The sequence below is a fragment of the Pseudomonas sp. GW821-FHT09E04 genome, assembly GCF_059416185.1.
In genome coordinates this window covers 1,195,755-1,212,615 of record NZ_JBWKOR010000001.1, presented here as the reverse complement: position 1 = coordinate 1,212,615, position 16,861 = coordinate 1,195,755, and the positions used below count along the sequence as shown (strand labels likewise).

The window sequence follows — 16,861 nt, the reverse complement described above, 5'->3', positions numbered from 1 at the left end:
AATCCTCACTGAACCGCAACTGCAGGCGTGTTCCACAACACGATTGCAGCGGTCACCAGCAAATTGATCAGGGTCAGTGGCAGGCAGAATTTCCAGCTGAAGTCCATCACCTGGTCATAACGCGGACGCGGGATCGAAGCGCGCAGCAGGATGAACAGCATGATGAAGAACGCGGTCTTCAGTGCGAACCAGACGAAGGACAGTTGCGGCAGGATGCCGAACGGACCGTGCCAGCCACCGAAGAACAGGGTGACCAACAGCGCCGAGATCAGGATGATGCCGATGTACTCACCGACGAAGAACATGCCCCATTTCATACCGGCGTATTCAATGTGGTAACCGTCGGCCAGTTCCTGTTCCGCTTCCGGCTGGTCGAACGGGTGACGGTGAGTCACGGCCACGCCAGCGATGAAGAAGGTACAGAAGCCGAAGAACTGCGGAATGATGAACCACAGGTTCTGCGCCTGGTACTCGACGATGTCGCGCATGTTGAACGAGCCGACCTGCACCACGATGCCCATCAGGGCCAGGCCCATGAACACTTCGTAGGACACGGTCTGCGCCGAGGCACGCAAGCTGCCCAGCAGGGCGAACTTGTTGTTACTCGACCAGCCGGCGAACAGCACCGCGTAGACCGACAGACCGGCCATGGCGAAGAAGAACAGCAGGCCGATGTTCAGATCCGCCACGCCCCAGGTCGGGGTGATCGGGATGATCGCGAAAGCGATCAACAGGGCGGACATGGCCACGACCGGTGCCAGGGTGAAGATCACCTTGTCGGCAAACGGCGGGGTCCAGTCTTCCTTGAAGAACATCTTCAGCATGTCGGCAGCGATCTGGAACATGCCGAACGGGCCAACGCGGTTCGGACCGTAACGGTCCTGCCACCAGCCCAGCAGGCGACGTTCGACAAAGCTGAGCAACGCACCCGCGACCACCACGGCCAGCAGGATGACGATGGCTTTGATGACCGTCAGGATCACATCGATCACTTCAGGGGTGAACCAGGTCATTGCGCTGCCTCCTGCAGACCATCAACGGTTTGGCCGAAAATCGCCGGCGGAATGCCTGCCAGACCGGCCGGCAGTGCAACCAGGCCGGCGCCCAGCTCTTCATTGATGCGCAGCGGCAGACGTAGGGTCTGGCCGGCAACATTGAGGCTCAGCAGTGCACCGTCGTTGACGCCCAGGCGATCCGCTTCGGATTTGGCCAGGCCAACGTAGGCAGCCGGGATACGTTCCTGGACCGGAGCGGCTTTCGACGAGTTCTCGTCGCTGCCGAACAGGTGGTAGAACGGCACGGCTTGCCAGGTGCCCTGGGCCGGGTTGAACGCGCGCGGAACGCTGGCGAACCAGTTCAGCGAATCACCGGTGCTTTCGATCAGGCGGGTGCCCGGATCGCCAGCGCGCAGGTGACCACCGACTTCGTCCTGGAACTTGTTCCAGGCTTGCGGCGAGTTCCAGCCCGGCGACCAGGCGAAAGGAACCTGCTGACGCGGTTCGACGGAGCCCGAGTAACCTTCCATGGAGAAGGCGAACGCGGTGTCCTTGTCTTGCGGGGTGCGTGGTTCGTGAACGCTGATGTCGGCGCGCATCGCGGTGCGACCGGAGTAACGCAGTGGCTCACGGGCCAGTTTCAGACCCTTGATGCGGAACGAGGCGGACGGTGCGGCGTCGACGATACGCGCCAGCTGCGTGGTGCTCGAAGCAACGGCAGCGGTCACGTGGTCGAGTTGCGTCCAGTCGATCGGCTGGTTCAGCAGGGTGGCGCGCAGGGCGTGCAGCCAGCGCCAGCCTTCGTGGACCAGAATGCTCGAGTCCATGTATTGCGGGTCGAAAACCTGGAAGAAGCGCTGGGCGCGGCCTTCCTGGCTGACCAAAGTACCGTCGCCTTCAGCGAAGCTGGCGGCTGGCAGAACCAGGTGCGCGCGGTCGCTGGTGGCCGTCTTCTGATGGTCTGCAACGATCACTACTTTCGCAGCGTTTAGTGCAGCATCGACCTTGGCTTTGGCGGTGCGGGTGTACAGATCGTTTTCCAGCACGACGATGGCGTCGGCCTTGCCGTCGATGACCGCTTGCAGCGCAGCATCAACCGATTCGCCACCGAGCATGGCCAGACCGAGGCTGTTGGCTTCCGGCACGATCAGGCTGATCGAACCGTTCTTCTCGCGCAGCTTCAGGGCCTTGGCGATGTTCGCAGCAGCTTCGATCAAGGCTTTGGAGCCCAGCGAAGTACCGGCGATGATCAGCGGACGCTTGGCGGCGAGCAGAGCATCGGCGATGCGTTTGGCCAGTTCCAGGGCTTCGGCGTCCAGACCTTCGACGGCAGGTGCGCTGGCGTCCAGGGCGTGAGCCACGGCGAAACCGATGCGGGCCAGATCGTCCGGAGCGGCGTGTACACACTCTTCGGCGATGTCGTCGAGCTTGGTTTCAGCCAGGCTGGCGATGAACAGCGGGTTCAGCTCGTGCTGACCGATGTTCTTCACGGCGGCGTCGAGCCAAGGCTGAACGCGCATGGCTTCGGCCATGTCTTCGGCCTTGCCTTTTACCGACTGACGCAGGGCCAGGGCCATACGGGCAGCGGTCTGGGTCAGGTCTTCACCGAGGACGAACACGGCGTCGTGGTCTTCGATGTCGCGCATGTTCGGCACTGGCAGCGGGCTGTCTTTCAGCACTTGCAGGACCAGACGGATGCGTTCCAGTTCGGAGGCTTCGATACCGGAGTAGAAGTGCTCGGCGCCCACCAGCTCACGCAACGCGTAGTTGCTTTCGAGGCTGGCACGCGGCGAACCGATACCGACGATGTTGCGACCACGCAGCAGGTCGGCGGCTTTGTCCAGCGCAGCATCCAGTCCAAGCTTGGTGCCGTCGGCCAGCAGCGGCTGACGTGGACGGTCGGTGCGGTTGACGTAGCCATAACCGAAACGGCCACGGTCGCACAGGAAGTACTGGTTCACCGAACCGTTGTAACGGTTTTCGATGCGACGCAGTTCGCCGTAACGCTCGCCCGGGGAAATGTTGCAACCGCTGGAGCAGCCATGGCAGATGCTCGGCGAGAACTGCATGTCCCACTTGCGGTTGTAGCGCTCGGAGTGAGTCTTGTCGGTGAACACACCGGTCGGGCAGACCTCGGTGAGGTTGCCGGAGAACTCGCTTTCCAGCGTGCCGTCTTCAACGCGACCGAAGTACACGTTGTCGTGGGCGCCGAATACACCGAGGTCGGTGCCGCCGGCGTAGTCCTTGTAGAAACGCACACAACGGTAGCAGGCGATGCAGCGGTTCATTTCGTGGGAAATGAACGGGCCCAGTTGCTGGTTCTGGTGGGTGCGTTTGGTGAAGCGATAACGGCGCTCGTTGTGGCCGGTCATCACGGTCATGTCTTGCAGGTGGCAGTGACCGCCTTCCTCGCACACAGGGCAGTCGTGCGGGTGGTTGGTCATCAGCCATTCAACAACACTGGCGCGGAACGCCTTGGATTCTTCATCGTCGATGGAGATCCAGGTGTTGTCGGTGGCAGGCGTCATGCAGGACATGACGATGCGACCACGGGTGTCGTTCTCGTCGGTGTACTGCTTGACCGCGCACTGGCGGCAGGCCCCGACGCTACCAAGCGCGGGGTGCCAGCAGAAATAAGGGATGTCGAGGCCCAGCGACAGACATGCCTGTAACAGGTTGTCTGCCCCGTCGACTTCGAGCGCTTTGCCGTCTACGTGGATAGTGGCCATGGTTCAAAGGTCTTCGTTGGCCCGGTGTCAGCGGGCGTGGCTAATGGAATCTTGTTATCCGTCCGAATCCAGTCAGCCCCGAAAGGCGTCATCGGACGAAAGGCGAAGGGCACGGACCCTTCGCCTTTTTAAGCGTTTACGCGCCGACTACGATCGGCTTTGCCAGAGGCGGGACGGCGGCGCTTGCGGGCGCGATACCGGCTTCGAACTCTGGACGGAAGTATTTGATGGCACTGCCCAACGGTTCCACGGCACCCGGTGCGTGAGCACAGAAGGTCTTGCCCGGGCCGAGGAAGTTGACCAGACCCAGCAGGGTCTCGATGTCGCCTGGCTGGCCGCGGCCTTGTTCGATGGCCATCAGCAGCTTGACGCTCCATGGCAGGCCATCACGGCAAGGGGTGCAGAAACCACAGGATTCGCGAGCGAAGAACTGCTCCATGTTGCGCAGCAGGGACACCATGTTGACGCTGTCGTCCACCGCCATGGCCAGGCCGGTACCCATACGGGTGCCCACCTTGGCGATGCCGCCGGCGTACATTTGTGCGTCGAGGTGTTCCGGCAACAGGAAACCGGTACCGGCGCCGCCTGGCTGCCAGGCCTTGAGCTTGTAACCGTCGCGCATGCCGCCGGCGTAGTCTTCGAACAGCTCGCGACCGGTCACGCCGAATGGCAGTTCCCACAGGCCAGGGTTCTTGACCTTGCCGGAGAAGCCCATGAGCTTGGTGCCCATGTCTTCGCTGCCGTCGCGGGCCAACGATTTGTACCAGTCCACGCCGTCGGCAATGATCGCCGGCACGTTGCACAGGGTTTCAACGTTGTTCACGCAGGTCGGCTTGCCCCACACGCCAACGGCGGCAGGGAAGGGCGGCTTGGAGCGCGGGTTGGCGCGGCGGCCTTCGAGGGAGTTGATCAGTGCGGTTTCTTCACCGCAGATGTAACGCCCGGCGCCGGTGTGGACGAACAGCTCGAAATCGAAGCCGCTGCCCAGGATGTTCTTGCCCAGCAGGCCCGCGGCCTTGGCTTCTTCCACGGCACGGTTCAGGTGCTTGGCGGCGGTGGTGTACTCGCCACGCAGGAAGATGTAGCCACGGTAGGTTTTCAGCGCGCGAGCACTGATCAGCATGCCTTCGATCAGCAGATGGGGCAGTTGCTCCATCAGCATGCGGTCTTTCCAGGTGTTCGGCTCCATTTCATCCGCGTTGCACAGCAGGTAGCGGATGTTGATGGATTCGTCCTTTGGCATCAGGCCCCACTTCACGCCAGTGGGGAAGCCTGCACCGCCGCGACCTTTGAGGCCGGCGTCTTTCACGGTCTGGACGATGGCGTCCTGATCCATGTCGGCAAAGGCCTTGCGTGCAGCCGCGTAACCGTTCTTGGCCTGGTACTCGTCGAGCCATACGGCTTCGCCGTCGTCACGCAGGCGCCAGGTCAGCGGGTGAGTCTCGGCCGAACGCTGGATGCGGTTGGCAGGACCGAAAGAGGTCAGGGTCATACGTAGCCCTCGAGCAGTTTGGCGACGCCGGCAGGCTGGACATCGCCAAAGGTGTCGTCATCGATCATCAGCGCCGGTGCCTTGTCGCAGTTGCCGAGGCAGCAGACCGGTAGCAGGGTGAAGCGACCGTCGGCGGTGGTCTGACCCAGGCCGATACCCAGGTTGTTCTGGATTTCGCTGACAACCGACTCGTGGCCACCGATGTAGCAGACCATGCTGTCGCAGACGCGAATGATGTGACGGCCGACCGGCTGACGGAAGATCTGGCTGTAGAACGTGGCCACGCCTTCAACGTCGCTGGCCGGGATGCCGAGGATCTCGCCGATGGCGTACAGAGCGCCGTCCGGCACCCAGCCGCGTTCTTTCTGAACGATCTTCAGGGCTTCGATCGACGCCGCGCGCGGGTCTTCGTAGTGATGCAGCTCGTGCTCGATGGCCGAGCGCTCGGTTTCACTCAAGGTGAAACGGTCTGTCTGGATAAGCGTGCTGTTCATGCTTAGCGGTCCACGTCGGCCATAACGAAATCGATACTACCCAGGTACGCAATCATGTCCGCGACCATGCTGCCTTTGATCACCGAAGGGATCTGTTGCAGATGCGGGAAGCTTGGAGTGCGGATCCGGGTACGGTAGCTCATGGTGCCGCCGTCGCTCGTCAGGTAATAACTGTTGATGCCCTTGGTCGCTTCGATCATCTGGAAGGATTCGTTGGCCGGCATGACCGGGCCCCACGAAACCTGCAGGAAGTGCGTGATCAAGGTTTCGATGTGTTGCAGCGTGCGCTCTTTCGGCGGCGGCGTGGTCAGCGGGTGATCCGCCTTGTACGGGCCTTCCGGCATGTTGCGCAGGCACTGGTCGATGATCTTGACGCTCTGGCGCATCTCTTCGACGCGAACCATGCAGCGGTCGTAGGCATCGCCGTTGGCGGCCAGCGGCACTTCGAACTCGAAGTTCTCGTAGCCGGAGTACGGGCGCGCCTTACGCAGGTCGAAGTCGCAACCGGTGGAACGCAGGCCGGCACCGGTGACGCCCCATTCCAGGGCCTCTTTGGTGTTGTACTGGGCAACGCCGATGGTACGACCCTTGAGGATGCTGTTCTGCAGGGCGGCCTTGGTGTATTCGTCGAGGCGCTTTGGCAGCCATTCAACGAAGTCTTTCACCAGTTTTTCCCAGCCGCGCGGCAGGTCGTGGGCAACGCCGCCGATGCGGTACCAGGCCGGGTGCAGACGGAAACCGGTGATGGCTTCGATCACCGTGTACGCCTTCTGACGGTCGGTGAAGGTGAAGAACACCGGGGTCATGGCGCCGACGTCCTGGATGTAGGTGCCCAGGAACAGCAGGTGGCTGGTGATCCGGAAGAACTCGGCCATCATGATGCGGATGACGTCGACCTTCTCGGGCACCTTGATGCCGGCCAGCTTCTCGACCGAGAGCACGTACGGCAGGTTGTTCATCACGCCGCCGAGGTAGTCGATACGATCGGTGTACGGAATGAAGCTGTGCCAGGACTGACGCTCGGCCATCTTCTCGGCACCACGGTGGTGGTAACCGATGTCCGGAACGCAGTCGACGATCTCTTCACCGTCCAGTTGCAGGATGATGCGGAACGCACCGTGAGCCGAAGGGTGGTTCGGACCCAGGTTGAGGAACATGTAGTCCTCGTTCGGGCCGGAACGCTTCATGCCCCAGTCTTCAGGACGGAAACGCGCAGCTTCTTCCTCAAGCTGTTGCTTGGCCAGGTTCAGGCTGTACGGATCGAATTCGGTGGCGCGCGCCGGGAAGTCCTTGCGCAGCGGGTGACCTTCCCAGGTCGGCGGCATCATGATGCGCGACAGGTGAGGGTGACCTTTGAAGTCGATACCGAACATGTCCCAGACTTCACGCTCGTACCAGTTGGCGTTCGGCCAGATGCTGGTGACGGTCGGCAAGCTGAGGTCGCTCTCGGACAAGGCGACCTTGATCATCACGTCACTATTACGTTCCAGCGACATGAGGTGATAGAACACGGTGAACTCAGCGTCGCTCGGCAGGCCTTGACGCTTGGTGCGCAGACGCTCGTCCACGCCGTGCAGGTCATAGAGCATGACGTACGGCTTGGGCAGGTTGCGCAGGAAGGTCAGGACTTCGACGAGCTTGGCACGCGCCACCCACAGCACCGGCATGCCGGTGCGGGTCGGCTGGGCGGTGAACGCCTCGGGGCCAAAACGATTGTTCAGTTCGACGACCACATCCTGGTCGTCTGCCTTATAAGGCGGGATGTACAGAGCACTGCCTGTAGTCATGGTTATTTTTTCGCTTTCGGTCAACGTAAAGAATGAAGCCAGCTTCTCGTTTCTTTGAAACAGATCTGGATCAGACTTCGTCAGGGCTGCGCAGGTTGGTGACTGCGATTCGCTGTTCGCGGCGCTGTTCCTTCTGCGAAGGCATGTCGGCGCGATAAACGCCTTGATCGCCAACGACCCAGGAAAGTGGGCGACGCTCCTGTCCAATGGATTCCTGCAACAGCATCAAGCCTTGCAGAAAAGCTTCCGGACGGGGCGGGCAGCCAGGTACGTAGACGTCAACGGGCAGGAACTTGTCCACCCCTTGAACCACGGAGTAGATGTCGTACATGCCACCGGAGTTGGCGCACGAACCCATCGAGATCACCCATTTGGGCTCGAGCATCTGCTCGTACAGACGCTGAATGATCGGCGCCATCTTGATGAAGCACGTACCGGCGATAACCATGAAGTCGGCCTGGCGCGGTGATGCCCGGATTACTTCGGCGCCGAAGCGCGCGATGTCGTGGGGCGCCGTGAAGGCCGTGGTCATTTCCACGTAGCAGCACGAAAGACCGAAGTTGTACGGCCACAGGGAGTTCTTACGTCCCCAGTTGACCGCGCCACTCAGCACGTCTTCCAGCTTGCCCATGAAAATGTTTTTGTGGACTTGATCTTCTAACGGATCGGAAACGGTTTCCCGTTCGCCAATCGGATACTGCTCGTTAGGAGCATCGGGGTCGATTCTGGTGAGATTGTATTGCATTGCCAAAGCCTCATTGTTTCAGCTTCGCCTGCCGCTTGCGACGAGCTTCCGGAGCCCAGTCAAGGGCGCCCACTCGGAACAGGTAGACAAGACCTGCCAACAGAATTGCTATGAAAACGAGAGCTTCGACGAATCCGGTCCAGCCGCTTTCGCGGACGGACACAGACCATGCAAAGAGAAAGAGGGCTTCGATATCGAAGATCACGAACAGCATCGCGACCAGATAGAATTTGGCTGAGAGCCGCAAGCGGGCGCCACCGGTAGGTAGCATGCCGGACTCGAACGGTTCGTTTTTGCTGCGGCCCCAGGCTTTTGACCCGAGGAGGCTGGAGACGCCGAGCATGAAGGCACACAGGCCGACTACACCCAGAAGGAAAATGGCAAAGCCCCAGTTGTGGGCCATGAGTCCTGTCGCTTCGGGCATGCTGGTAATCCTTAACAGAGAGCAAAGGTCTCTGAGCTTGATAAAGAAATAAGGCAGTGACGATATGTCGCAGCAATCAATCGCGCTGATTTTATGGCTAAACACCCTGCAAGTAAAATTCCTATAGCGAAATTATTTATTGGAATAAGGACATAGCGCACCTCGATGGCCCCGCAGCCCATGCGTTGCGGGCATTAGCCGGGATTTCACGAATTATGTTTTGTAGGAAATGTAACGAACATAGTTGCCGCTAAATGATAATTAATATCGTTTGGAGTGGTTTTGTAACTGTTTAGCGATTGGGCAGTTGGGAAGTTGTCTTATATCCGCGTTACTGCAAGTAGCGGCGGCGCACGTTTTAACCGATTTTTGTGACCTGGATAGCGCTCTGGATCAATGTTTTGCCTGACAGATTGTGCCGACCCTGAGAGGTTCAGGAAGTCACAGGTAAAAAAACGCCCCGAACCAGTCGGGGCGTCAGTTTTTCGGCAATGCGGTTAGCTTTCTACACGGTCCGCAAAGGCCGTTTACTCAGGCGAAGTCGATCAGTGGAACTGTTCTTCTTCGGTCGAACCGGTCAGCGCGGTCACCGAGGACGTGCCGCCCTGGATCACGGTGGTCATGTCGTCGAAGTAGCCAGTGCCCACTTCCTGCTGGTGAGCCACGAAGGTGTAACCCTTGGCGGCGTCAGCGAATTCCTGCTCTTGCAGCTTCACGTAGGCAGTCATGTCGTTGCGGGCGTAGTCGTGCGCCAGGTTGAACATGCTGTGCCACATGTTGTGAATGCCGGCCAGGGTGATGAACTGGTGCTTGTAACCCATGGCGGACAGTTCGCGCTGGAACTTGGCGATGGTCGCGTCGTCCAGGTTTTTCTTCCAGTTGAAGGAAGGCGAGCAGTTGTAGGACAGGATCTGGTCCGGGTATTCCTTCTTGATCGCTTCAGCGAAGCGACGGGCTTCGTCCAGATCCGGCTTGGCGGTTTCGCACCAGATCAGGTCGGCGTACGGCGCGTAGGCCAGGCCACGGGCGATTGCCTGGTCCAGACCAGCACGAACCTTGTAGAAGCCTTCCTGAGTGCGGGTGCCGGTTACGAACGGTTGGTCGTACGGGTCGCAGTCGGACGTCAGCAGGTCGGCAGCGTTGGCGTCGGTACGGGCCAGGATGATGGTCGGTACGCCGGCAACGTCGGCAGCCAGACGAGCAGCGGTCAGCTTCTGTACGGCTTCCTGGGTAGGAACCAGCACCTTGCCGCCCATGTGGCCGCATTTCTTCACGGAAGCCAGTTGGTCTTCGAAGTGAACGCCGGCGGCGCCTGCTTCGATCATGCTCTTCATCAGCTCGTAGGCGTTCAGTACGCCGCCGAAACCGGCTTCAGCGTCAGCCACGATTGGTGCGAAGTAGTCGATGTAGCCTTCGTCGCCCGGGTTCTTGCCGGCTTTCCACTGGATCTGGTCGGCACGACGGAACGAGTTGTTGATGCGCTTGACCACAGTTGGAACCGAGTCCACCGGGTACAGCGACTGGTCCGGGTACATCGATTCGGCGGAGTTGTTGTCCGCAGCGACTTGCCAGCCCGACAGGTAGATCGCCTGGATGCCGGCTTTAACCTGCTGCACAGCCTGGCCGCCGGTCAGGGCGCCCATGCAGTTGACGAAATCTTTCTCTGGGCGGAAGGACGGCTTGGCACCCTGGGTGACCAGGTTCCACAGTTTTTCGGCGCCCATTTTTGCAAAGGTGTGCTCTGGTTGAACCGAGCCACGCAGACGGACGACGTCAGCAGCGGAGTAATTGCGAGTCACGCCTTTCCAGCGCGGGTTTTCAGCCCAGTCTTTTTCAAGGGCTGCAATTTGCTGTTCGCGTGTCAGTGCCATGGAGATAAACCTCGTCGCGTCTTTATGAAAAGTTGTTCTGCGGTGGAAAATTCCTTGCGCTCGCTGACCAGAAGCTTAGGTGGTCAGGTCGGGTTCGGCGGGGCAGGCGACGGGATGAACGATGGGCTCGAGGGGAAGTGAGCAGGTAAAGGCGAACTGGCGGGCGCATTCGGGCGTCGTGGGCCTTTATGCGAACTACAGTGTAAAGCCGGGTTACCTAATTACGCTTCCGTCCCTCGGGACAACTTCGTTCCAGTCGGCAACCTCGTCAAACACACCTTGTGGGCGGTACAGACACGAAACGGCTCGCGGGGATGGGTGCGAGCATCGCTTCGAAGGCCCTTGCCAGGGCCTCTGATTAGCGGGAGCGAGGCCATCATGCCTTCGCTTTTTTGGCTCGTCAAACGTTTTGTAGTGCTTTTCTACAAGCACTACATCTTTCGTCTAATACGACTAATCAGTCAGTTTTTGGTGCTTTAGTCCAACGTGTCGACTTTCACCCGCAACGTCATGTCATCCCGGCCTTGAGTCGAGTAGCTGCGGGCCAGGCCCTGTTTGTCGGCCTGAGTCTCGCGGTTCACGCCGGCGAGGGTGATCCATTCGCCCAGGCGTCCGGTGACGGTTGTGTCGGTGCTCTGCACGTTCACTACATCGGGACGTTCCTGGCTCATGCGGTCACGGTTGGTACTGATTGCCAGGTGAACGGTGTCGCCGGTGACGCTGGCGGTGACGTAGAAGCCCTGAGTGACGTTGCGATACTGGGTCTGGCTGCTGTAATCGCCGTAGGAATTGGTCTGGCTGCTGGTGATCGGCACGCTCTGGCCGACCTGGATCAGGGCGGGCGCGCCTTCGCTGGCCTGAATCTGCTGAATGCCGCCGTCTCGGCTGGACGTGCTGTAATTGATGATCCTGGTTTGCTGGTCACCCGTGTTCTGTTGGTTGTTTTCGTTGGTGTCGACGGTGATCAGCAGGCGTTTGGGCTCGGTATCCAGTTGGGTCAGCAGGGCCTTGAGTGCCTGAATCTTGTCCGGTTCGGCCTTGACGATCAGTTGGTTGCCATAGGCGCTGACCTGGCCGTCCTTGCCGATGAAGTCCTGGGCCACCGGCAGCATGTCGGCACTGGTGTGGTACTTGAGGGGCACGATTTCTGTGGCTGCCATCACCGAAAAACTGCAGCCGAGCAGCAGGGTGGTGAGCAGGGTGCGTAGGGACATGTCCGTTATCTCCGCTTTCGAAAGGCTTGATATTGCCAGTTTGTCGGCCTGGGGTGGGGCAAGTTGAATCGTAGACAGCAAAACGCCCCGGCATCATGAGATGGCGGGGCGTTTTGAGGTGTACATCAAGCGTTATGCCGAATGACGAACCATGTCGACATGCGGAATCCCGGCTTCCAGGAATTCCTCGCTGACCAGGTTGAAACCCAGGCGTTCATAGAACGCCGTGGCCTGCACCTGCGCGCTAAGCATCTGCTGCTTCAGTCCGCGAGCTTCGGCTTCGGCGATGACCGCTTGCATCAGCGCATCACCGACCTTCAGACCGCGCCAGTCCTTGAGCACCGAAACCCGGCCGATGTGCCCGTCGGGCAGCAGGCGGGCGGTGCCGATCGGAAAGTCGCCTTCGAAAGCCAGGAAATGCACCGCCGTGGCGTCATCGGCGTCCCACTCAAGCTCGGGCGGAACCGATTGTTCGGCAATGAACACCGTTTCGCGAATGCGGCGGATCTCGGCGTTGTCCTTTTGCCAGTCTGCAACACGTACGCGAATCTTATTCATCGTCGGCGAACCCCAGGCTCCCTTGCTTGACCAGTTCGCACAGCAGGCCGCGACCGTCTTCGTCGCTCAGCCAGTCACCGAGGTTATCGGTGTGCAGGGCGTCAGCCGAGCAGATCAACTTCAGCAGTTCGCGCAACTTGCCCGGCAGGTAACGGCTCTGGCCGCTGGCGAACAGCAGCAGATCGTCATCGACTTCCGACCATGCCAGGCGCGCGCTCGGGTTGCGGATCAGGATGGCGCCGTCTTCGAGCGCGCTGAGGAAGTCTTCTTCTTCGACTTCTTCCGGGCCGACCACCAGCTCCGGATAACGCGGCTCGGTCATGTACTGGCCGAACCAGGTCAGCAGCAGGCGTTCGTCGCTCATGTGCTCGGCGAGCAGCGCTTTCAGGCGGCCGAGTGCATCGTGCTGGATCTGGTGTGGATCGCTGACCGGCTTCGCATCGGCGTCGGTGTAGCGCTCTTCGTCAGTCAGGAACTGGCTGAGGAAGTCGGTGAAGTGGGTCAGCACTTCAGCGGCGCTCGGTGCGCGGAAACCAACCGAGTAGGTCATGCAGTCATCAACGGCAACGCCGCAGTGAGCCAGGCGCGGCGGCAGGTAGAGCATGTCGCCCGGTTCCAGGACCCACTCTTCGGTCTCGTGGAATTCGGCGAGGATGCGCAGGTCCGCATGTTGCAGCAATGGGCTTTCGGAGTCGCACATCTGGCCGATTTTCCAGTTGCGCTTGCCGTGGCCTTGCAGCAGGAACACGTCGTAGTTATCGAAGTGCGGGCCGACGCTGCCACCCGGGGCGGCGAAGCTGATCATCACGTCGTCGACACGCCAGCTTGGCAGGAAACGGAAGTTTTCCAGCAGTTCGCTGACTTCCGGCACGAACTGATCGACAGCCTGCACCAGCAGGGTCCACTCGCGTTCCGGCAGTTTGCTGAATTCGTCTTCGGCGAACGGGCCGCGGCGCAGTTCCCAAGGGCGCTCGCCGTGTTCGATCACCAGGCGCGATTCGACTTCTTCTTCCAGGGCCAGGCCGGCGAGTTCGTCGGCGTCGATCGGGCTTTCGAAATCAGGAATCGCCTGACGGATCAGCAGTGGCTTTTTCTGCCAGTAGTCGCGCATGAACTCGCGCGCCGTGAGACCACCCAGAAGTTGAAGAGGAATATCGGGATTCATATGTAACCTATTGAAAAAAAGCATTTTTCAGACGGGAATAAAAACGCCCGGCGCGGCCGGGCGTCTCAAACGGGTCAAGCAGTCGATCAGATGCGTTTGGCTTGCGCTACAGCGTTGCCGATGTAGTTGGCCGGGGTCAGTTGCTTGAGCTCGGCTTTCGCGGCGGCCGGCATGTCCAGGCCGTCGATGAAAGTCTGCAGCGCTTCAGGGCTGATGCCCTTGCCGCGAGTCAGTTCTTTCAGCTTCTCGTACGGGTTTTCGATGTTGTAGCGGCGCATTACGGTCTGGATCGGCTCGGCCAGGACTTCCCAGCAAGCGTCCAGATCGGCGGCGATCTTGTCAGCGTTGAGTTCGAGTTTGCTGATGCCTTTGAGGCTCGCTTCGTACGCGATCACGCTGTGGGCGAAGCCGACACCGAGGTTGCGCAGAACGGTGGAGTCGGTCAGGTCGCGCTGCCAGCGGGAGATCGGCAGCTTGCTCGCCAGGTGCTGGAACAGCGCGTTGGCGATGCCCAGGTTGCCTTCGGAGTTTTCGAAGTCGATCGGGTTGACCTTGTGCGGCATGGTCGACGAACCGATTTCGCCAGCGATGGTGCGCTGCTTGAAGTAACCCAGGGAGATGTAGCCCCAGATGTCACGGTCGAAGTCGATCAGGATGGTGTTGAAGCGCGCAATGGCGTCGAACAGCTCGGCGATGTAGTCGTGCGGCTCGATCTGCGTGGTGTACGGGTTGAAGTCCAGACCCAGTTCGTCTTCGATGAAGGCGCGGGCGTTGGCTTCCCAGTCGATCTGCGGGTAGGCCGACAGGTGAGCGTTATAGTTGCCGACAGCGCCGTTGATCTTGCCCAGCAGCGGAACGGCAGCGACCTGAGCGATCTGACGCTCGAGACGGTAAACCACGTTCGCCAGCTCTTTACCCAGCGTGGTCGGCGAAGCCGGCTGGCCGTGGGTACGCGACAGCATCGGCACGTCGGCGAAGCGGATGGCCAGTTCACGGATGGCGTTGGCGGTCTGGCGCATCAGCGGCAGCATCACGTCGTCACGGCCTTCGCGCAGCATCAGGGCGTGGGACAGGTTGTTGATGTCTTCGCTGGTGCAGGCGAAGTGGATGAACTCGCTGACCTTGGCCAGTTCCGGCAGCTTGGCCGCCTGCTCCTTGAGCAGGTATTCGATCGCTTTTACGTCGTGGTTGGTAGTGCGCTCGATCTCTTTCACGCGCTCGGCGTGCTCCAGCGAGAAGTTTTCGGCCAGTTCGTTCAGAACGGCATTGGCTTCGGCGGAGAAGGCTGGCACTTCCGGGATACCGGCGTGAGCGGCCAGGCGCTGGAGCCAGCGCACTTCAACCAGAACACGGGCACGGATCAGACCGTACTCGCTGAAAATTGGGCGCAGGGCCTGGGTTTTGCCGGCGTAGCGGCCGTCAACAGGGGAAACCGCAGTGAGCGAAGAGAGCTGCATGGGGTGTTCTCGGACAGTCGGGCAACGAAATGGGGCGCGTATCATACATGAAAAAATCCGCCGGTCCGTCGCCAACTGACCGGCGTATTACGCGTTACTGACTCAAAACGGTGTTGCGGGCGCGGTTCAGCTGCTGCGCATCAGCGGGTAAAGCTCTTTGAGCAACTTGCGACGGCTGATCACCAACTGCCAGCGATGACCACCCAGCTGACGCCACAGGCGTGCCGAGCGGATGCCGGCGAGCAGCAGGGCGCGAATCTTTGAGGCGTTGCTCGGCTGCTGAAGATTGCGCATGTCGCCGTGCACCTGGATGCGTTGACGCAAGGTGCTCAGAGTGTCCTGGTACAACGCGCCGCACGCGGCGATCACGTTTTCGTGGGCCGGGCCGAAATGCTCGACCTGCGACTGGATCTGCGGCAGACGCTTGCCGATCACGTCGAGCATGTCGTTGCGCTTGGCCAGTTGCCGCTCAAGGCCGAGCATCGATAAAGCGTAGCGCAACGGCTCGCGCTGCAAGGTGCTTGGGTCGCGTTCGAGGGCGCCGATCAGTGCGCGATAACCGTCGCGCAGGTTGATGTCGTCGCCGCCGTACACGTCCAGCGTATCCTTCGGGTCGCGGACCAGCAGGCTGCCGAGCATGCAGCTCAGGCCGGCCTCGTTGGTCTGGCCGGTCTTGGCGATACGGTCGACCAGCACGGCGGCGAGAAACACACCGCCCAGAGCCGTCAGTTGCTCCTGAGTCGGGCTCATGCCTGGCCGCTCCACGGCTCGGCGACTTCGATCACGCCGCCACCGAGGCAGATTTCTCCGTCATAGAACACCACCGACTGGCCCGGCGTGACTGCGCGTTGCGGCTCGTCGAACACCGCGCGATAGCCGGTCTCGGTTTTTTCCAGTGTGCACGCCTGATCGCTCTGGCGATAACGAACCTTGGCGGTCAGGCGCAGCGGCTGGCTCAAATCGATCGGGTTGACCCAATAGATTTCCGAAGCGAGCAGGGCGCTGGAGAACAGCCACGGATGGTTGTTGCCCTGGCCGACGATGAGCTCGTTGGTGTCCAGATCCTTGCGCAGCACGTACCACGGCTCGTCGCCGGCGTCTTTCAAGCCGCCGATGCCCAGGCCCTGGCGCTGGCCGATGGTGTGGTACATCAAGCCGTGGTGACGGCCAATGACTTCGCCTTCGGTGGTCTTGATCTCGCCCGGTTGCGCCGGCAGGTATTGCTTGAGGAAATCGCTGAAACGACGCTCACCGATGAAGCAGATCCCGGTGGAATCCTTCTTCTTGGCGGTCGCCAGTTCGTATTTCTCGGCGATTGCACGGACTTCCGGTTTTTCCAGCTCGCCGACCGGGAACAGGGTCTTGGCGATCTGTTCGCCGCCGACGGCGTGCAGGAAGTAGCTCTGGTCCTTGTTCGGGTCCAGGCCTTTAAGCAGTTCGGTGCGACCATCGATGTCACGACGGCGCACATAGTGGCCGGTGGCGATCAGGTCGGCGCCGAGCATCATGGCGTAGTCGAGGAACGCCTTGAACTTGATCTCGCGGTTGCACAGGATGTCCGGGTTCGGCGTGCGTCCGGCCTTGTATTCGGCCAGGAAATGCTCGAACACGTTGTCCCAGTACTCGGCGGCGAAGTTGGCGGTGTGCAGCTTGATACCGATCTTGTCGCACACAGCCTGAGCATCCGCCAGGTCGTCCATGGCGGTGCAGTATTCCGTTCCGTCGTCTTCTTCCCAGTTCTTCATGAACAGGCCTTCCACCTCATAACCCTGCTCGATCAGCAGGAGAGCGGAAACGGAAGAGTCCACGCCGCCGGACATGCCGACAATGACGCGCTTCTTGGATGTGTCAGAAGGGGCTGGATCACGCATAGGGATTCAATGAGTGTCTTGAAAAAGGACGCGATTCTATCAGGCTCACGGCCTCAAGG

14 protein-coding genes are annotated in these 16,861 nt (G+C 60.4%); all 14 read right to left on the bottom strand.

All coding sequences use genetic code 11. The features are described 5' to 3' along the window. Positions 1-5 precede the first annotated feature (5 nt). The 14 genes from nuoH to mnmA all read right to left on the bottom strand — a co-directional run bounded on the left by nuoH (position 6) and on the right by mnmA (position 16,802). Positions 6-1,013 (bottom strand): NADH-quinone oxidoreductase subunit NuoH, encoded by a 1,008-nt coding sequence (gene nuoH, locus AC07N4_RS05550; protein WP_007951460.1) that lies wholly within the window; start codon positions 1,011-1,013, stop codon positions 6-8. Beyond that, complete coding sequence (nuoG, locus tag AC07N4_RS05545; RefSeq protein ID WP_102622476.1) at positions 1,010-3,724, bottom strand: NADH-quinone oxidoreductase subunit NuoG; 2,715 nt, start codon at positions 3,722-3,724, stop codon at positions 1,010-1,012. Before nuoG ends, nuoH begins: the two co-directional genes overlap by 4 nt. Positions 3,725-3,860: 136 nt before the next feature. Beyond that, positions 3,861-5,216 (bottom strand): NADH-quinone oxidoreductase subunit NuoF, encoded by a 1,356-nt coding sequence (gene nuoF, locus AC07N4_RS05540; protein WP_064380702.1) that lies wholly within the window; start codon positions 5,214-5,216, stop codon positions 3,861-3,863. Further along, on the bottom strand, positions 5,213-5,710 hold the full coding sequence (gene nuoE, locus AC07N4_RS05535) for an NADH-quinone oxidoreductase subunit NuoE (protein WP_003223804.1): 498 nt from the start codon (positions 5,708-5,710) through the stop codon (positions 5,213-5,215). The genes nuoF and nuoE overlap by 4 nt, the downstream gene beginning before the upstream one ends. 2 nt (positions 5,711-5,712) lie before the next feature. Then, complete coding sequence (gene nuoC / locus AC07N4_RS05530; protein WP_096822261.1) at positions 5,713-7,497, bottom strand: NADH-quinone oxidoreductase subunit C/D; 1,785 nt, start codon at positions 7,495-7,497, stop codon at positions 5,713-5,715. A 70-nt stretch (positions 7,498-7,567) separates the two neighbouring features. Continuing rightward, positions 7,568-8,242, bottom strand: a complete 675-nt coding sequence (locus AC07N4_RS05525) for a NuoB/complex I 20 kDa subunit family protein (RefSeq protein ID WP_003223809.1) — start codon at positions 8,240-8,242, stop codon at positions 7,568-7,570. A 10-nt stretch (positions 8,243-8,252) separates the two neighbouring features. Next, positions 8,253-8,666, bottom strand: a complete 414-nt coding sequence (locus AC07N4_RS05520) for an NADH-quinone oxidoreductase subunit A (protein ID WP_003223812.1) — start codon at positions 8,664-8,666, stop codon at positions 8,253-8,255. Positions 8,667-9,211: 545 nt separating this feature from the next. Further along, the gene (gene aceA, locus AC07N4_RS05515) at positions 9,212-10,537 is read right to left on the bottom strand and encodes an isocitrate lyase (RefSeq protein ID WP_011334956.1); all 1,326 of its coding nucleotides are present in this window, start codon (positions 10,535-10,537) and stop codon (positions 9,212-9,214) included. Positions 10,538-11,013: 476 nt separating this feature from the next. Continuing rightward, positions 11,014-11,751, bottom strand: a complete 738-nt coding sequence (locus AC07N4_RS05510; RefSeq protein ID WP_096822260.1) for a secretin N-terminal domain-containing protein — start codon at positions 11,749-11,751, stop codon at positions 11,014-11,016. A gap of 132 nt (positions 11,752-11,883) precedes the next feature. Continuing rightward, complete coding sequence (locus AC07N4_RS05505; protein ID WP_085712389.1) at positions 11,884-12,309, bottom strand: GNAT family N-acetyltransferase; 426 nt, start codon at positions 12,307-12,309, stop codon at positions 11,884-11,886. Then, positions 12,302-13,474, bottom strand: coding sequence for a ribosomal protein uL16 3-hydroxylase (locus AC07N4_RS05500; protein ID WP_096822258.1), 1,173 nt, complete (start codon positions 13,472-13,474; stop codon positions 12,302-12,304). The genes AC07N4_RS05505 and AC07N4_RS05500 overlap by 8 nt, the downstream gene beginning before the upstream one ends. 86 nt (positions 13,475-13,560) lie before the next feature. After that, positions 13,561-14,931, bottom strand: coding sequence for an adenylosuccinate lyase (gene purB / locus AC07N4_RS05495; RefSeq protein ID WP_493065132.1), 1,371 nt, complete (start codon positions 14,929-14,931; stop codon positions 13,561-13,563). A gap of 126 nt (positions 14,932-15,057) precedes the next feature. Next, entirely contained in the window at positions 15,058-15,681 is a 624-nt protein-coding gene (gene hflD, locus AC07N4_RS05490) for a high frequency lysogenization protein HflD (protein WP_096822257.1), read from the bottom strand. Next, on the bottom strand, positions 15,678-16,802 hold the full coding sequence (gene mnmA, locus AC07N4_RS05485; RefSeq protein ID WP_074688946.1) for a tRNA 2-thiouridine(34) synthase MnmA: 1,125 nt from the start codon (positions 16,800-16,802) through the stop codon (positions 15,678-15,680). The genes hflD and mnmA overlap by 4 nt, the downstream gene beginning before the upstream one ends. Between the last annotated feature and the right edge of the window lie 59 nt (positions 16,803-16,861).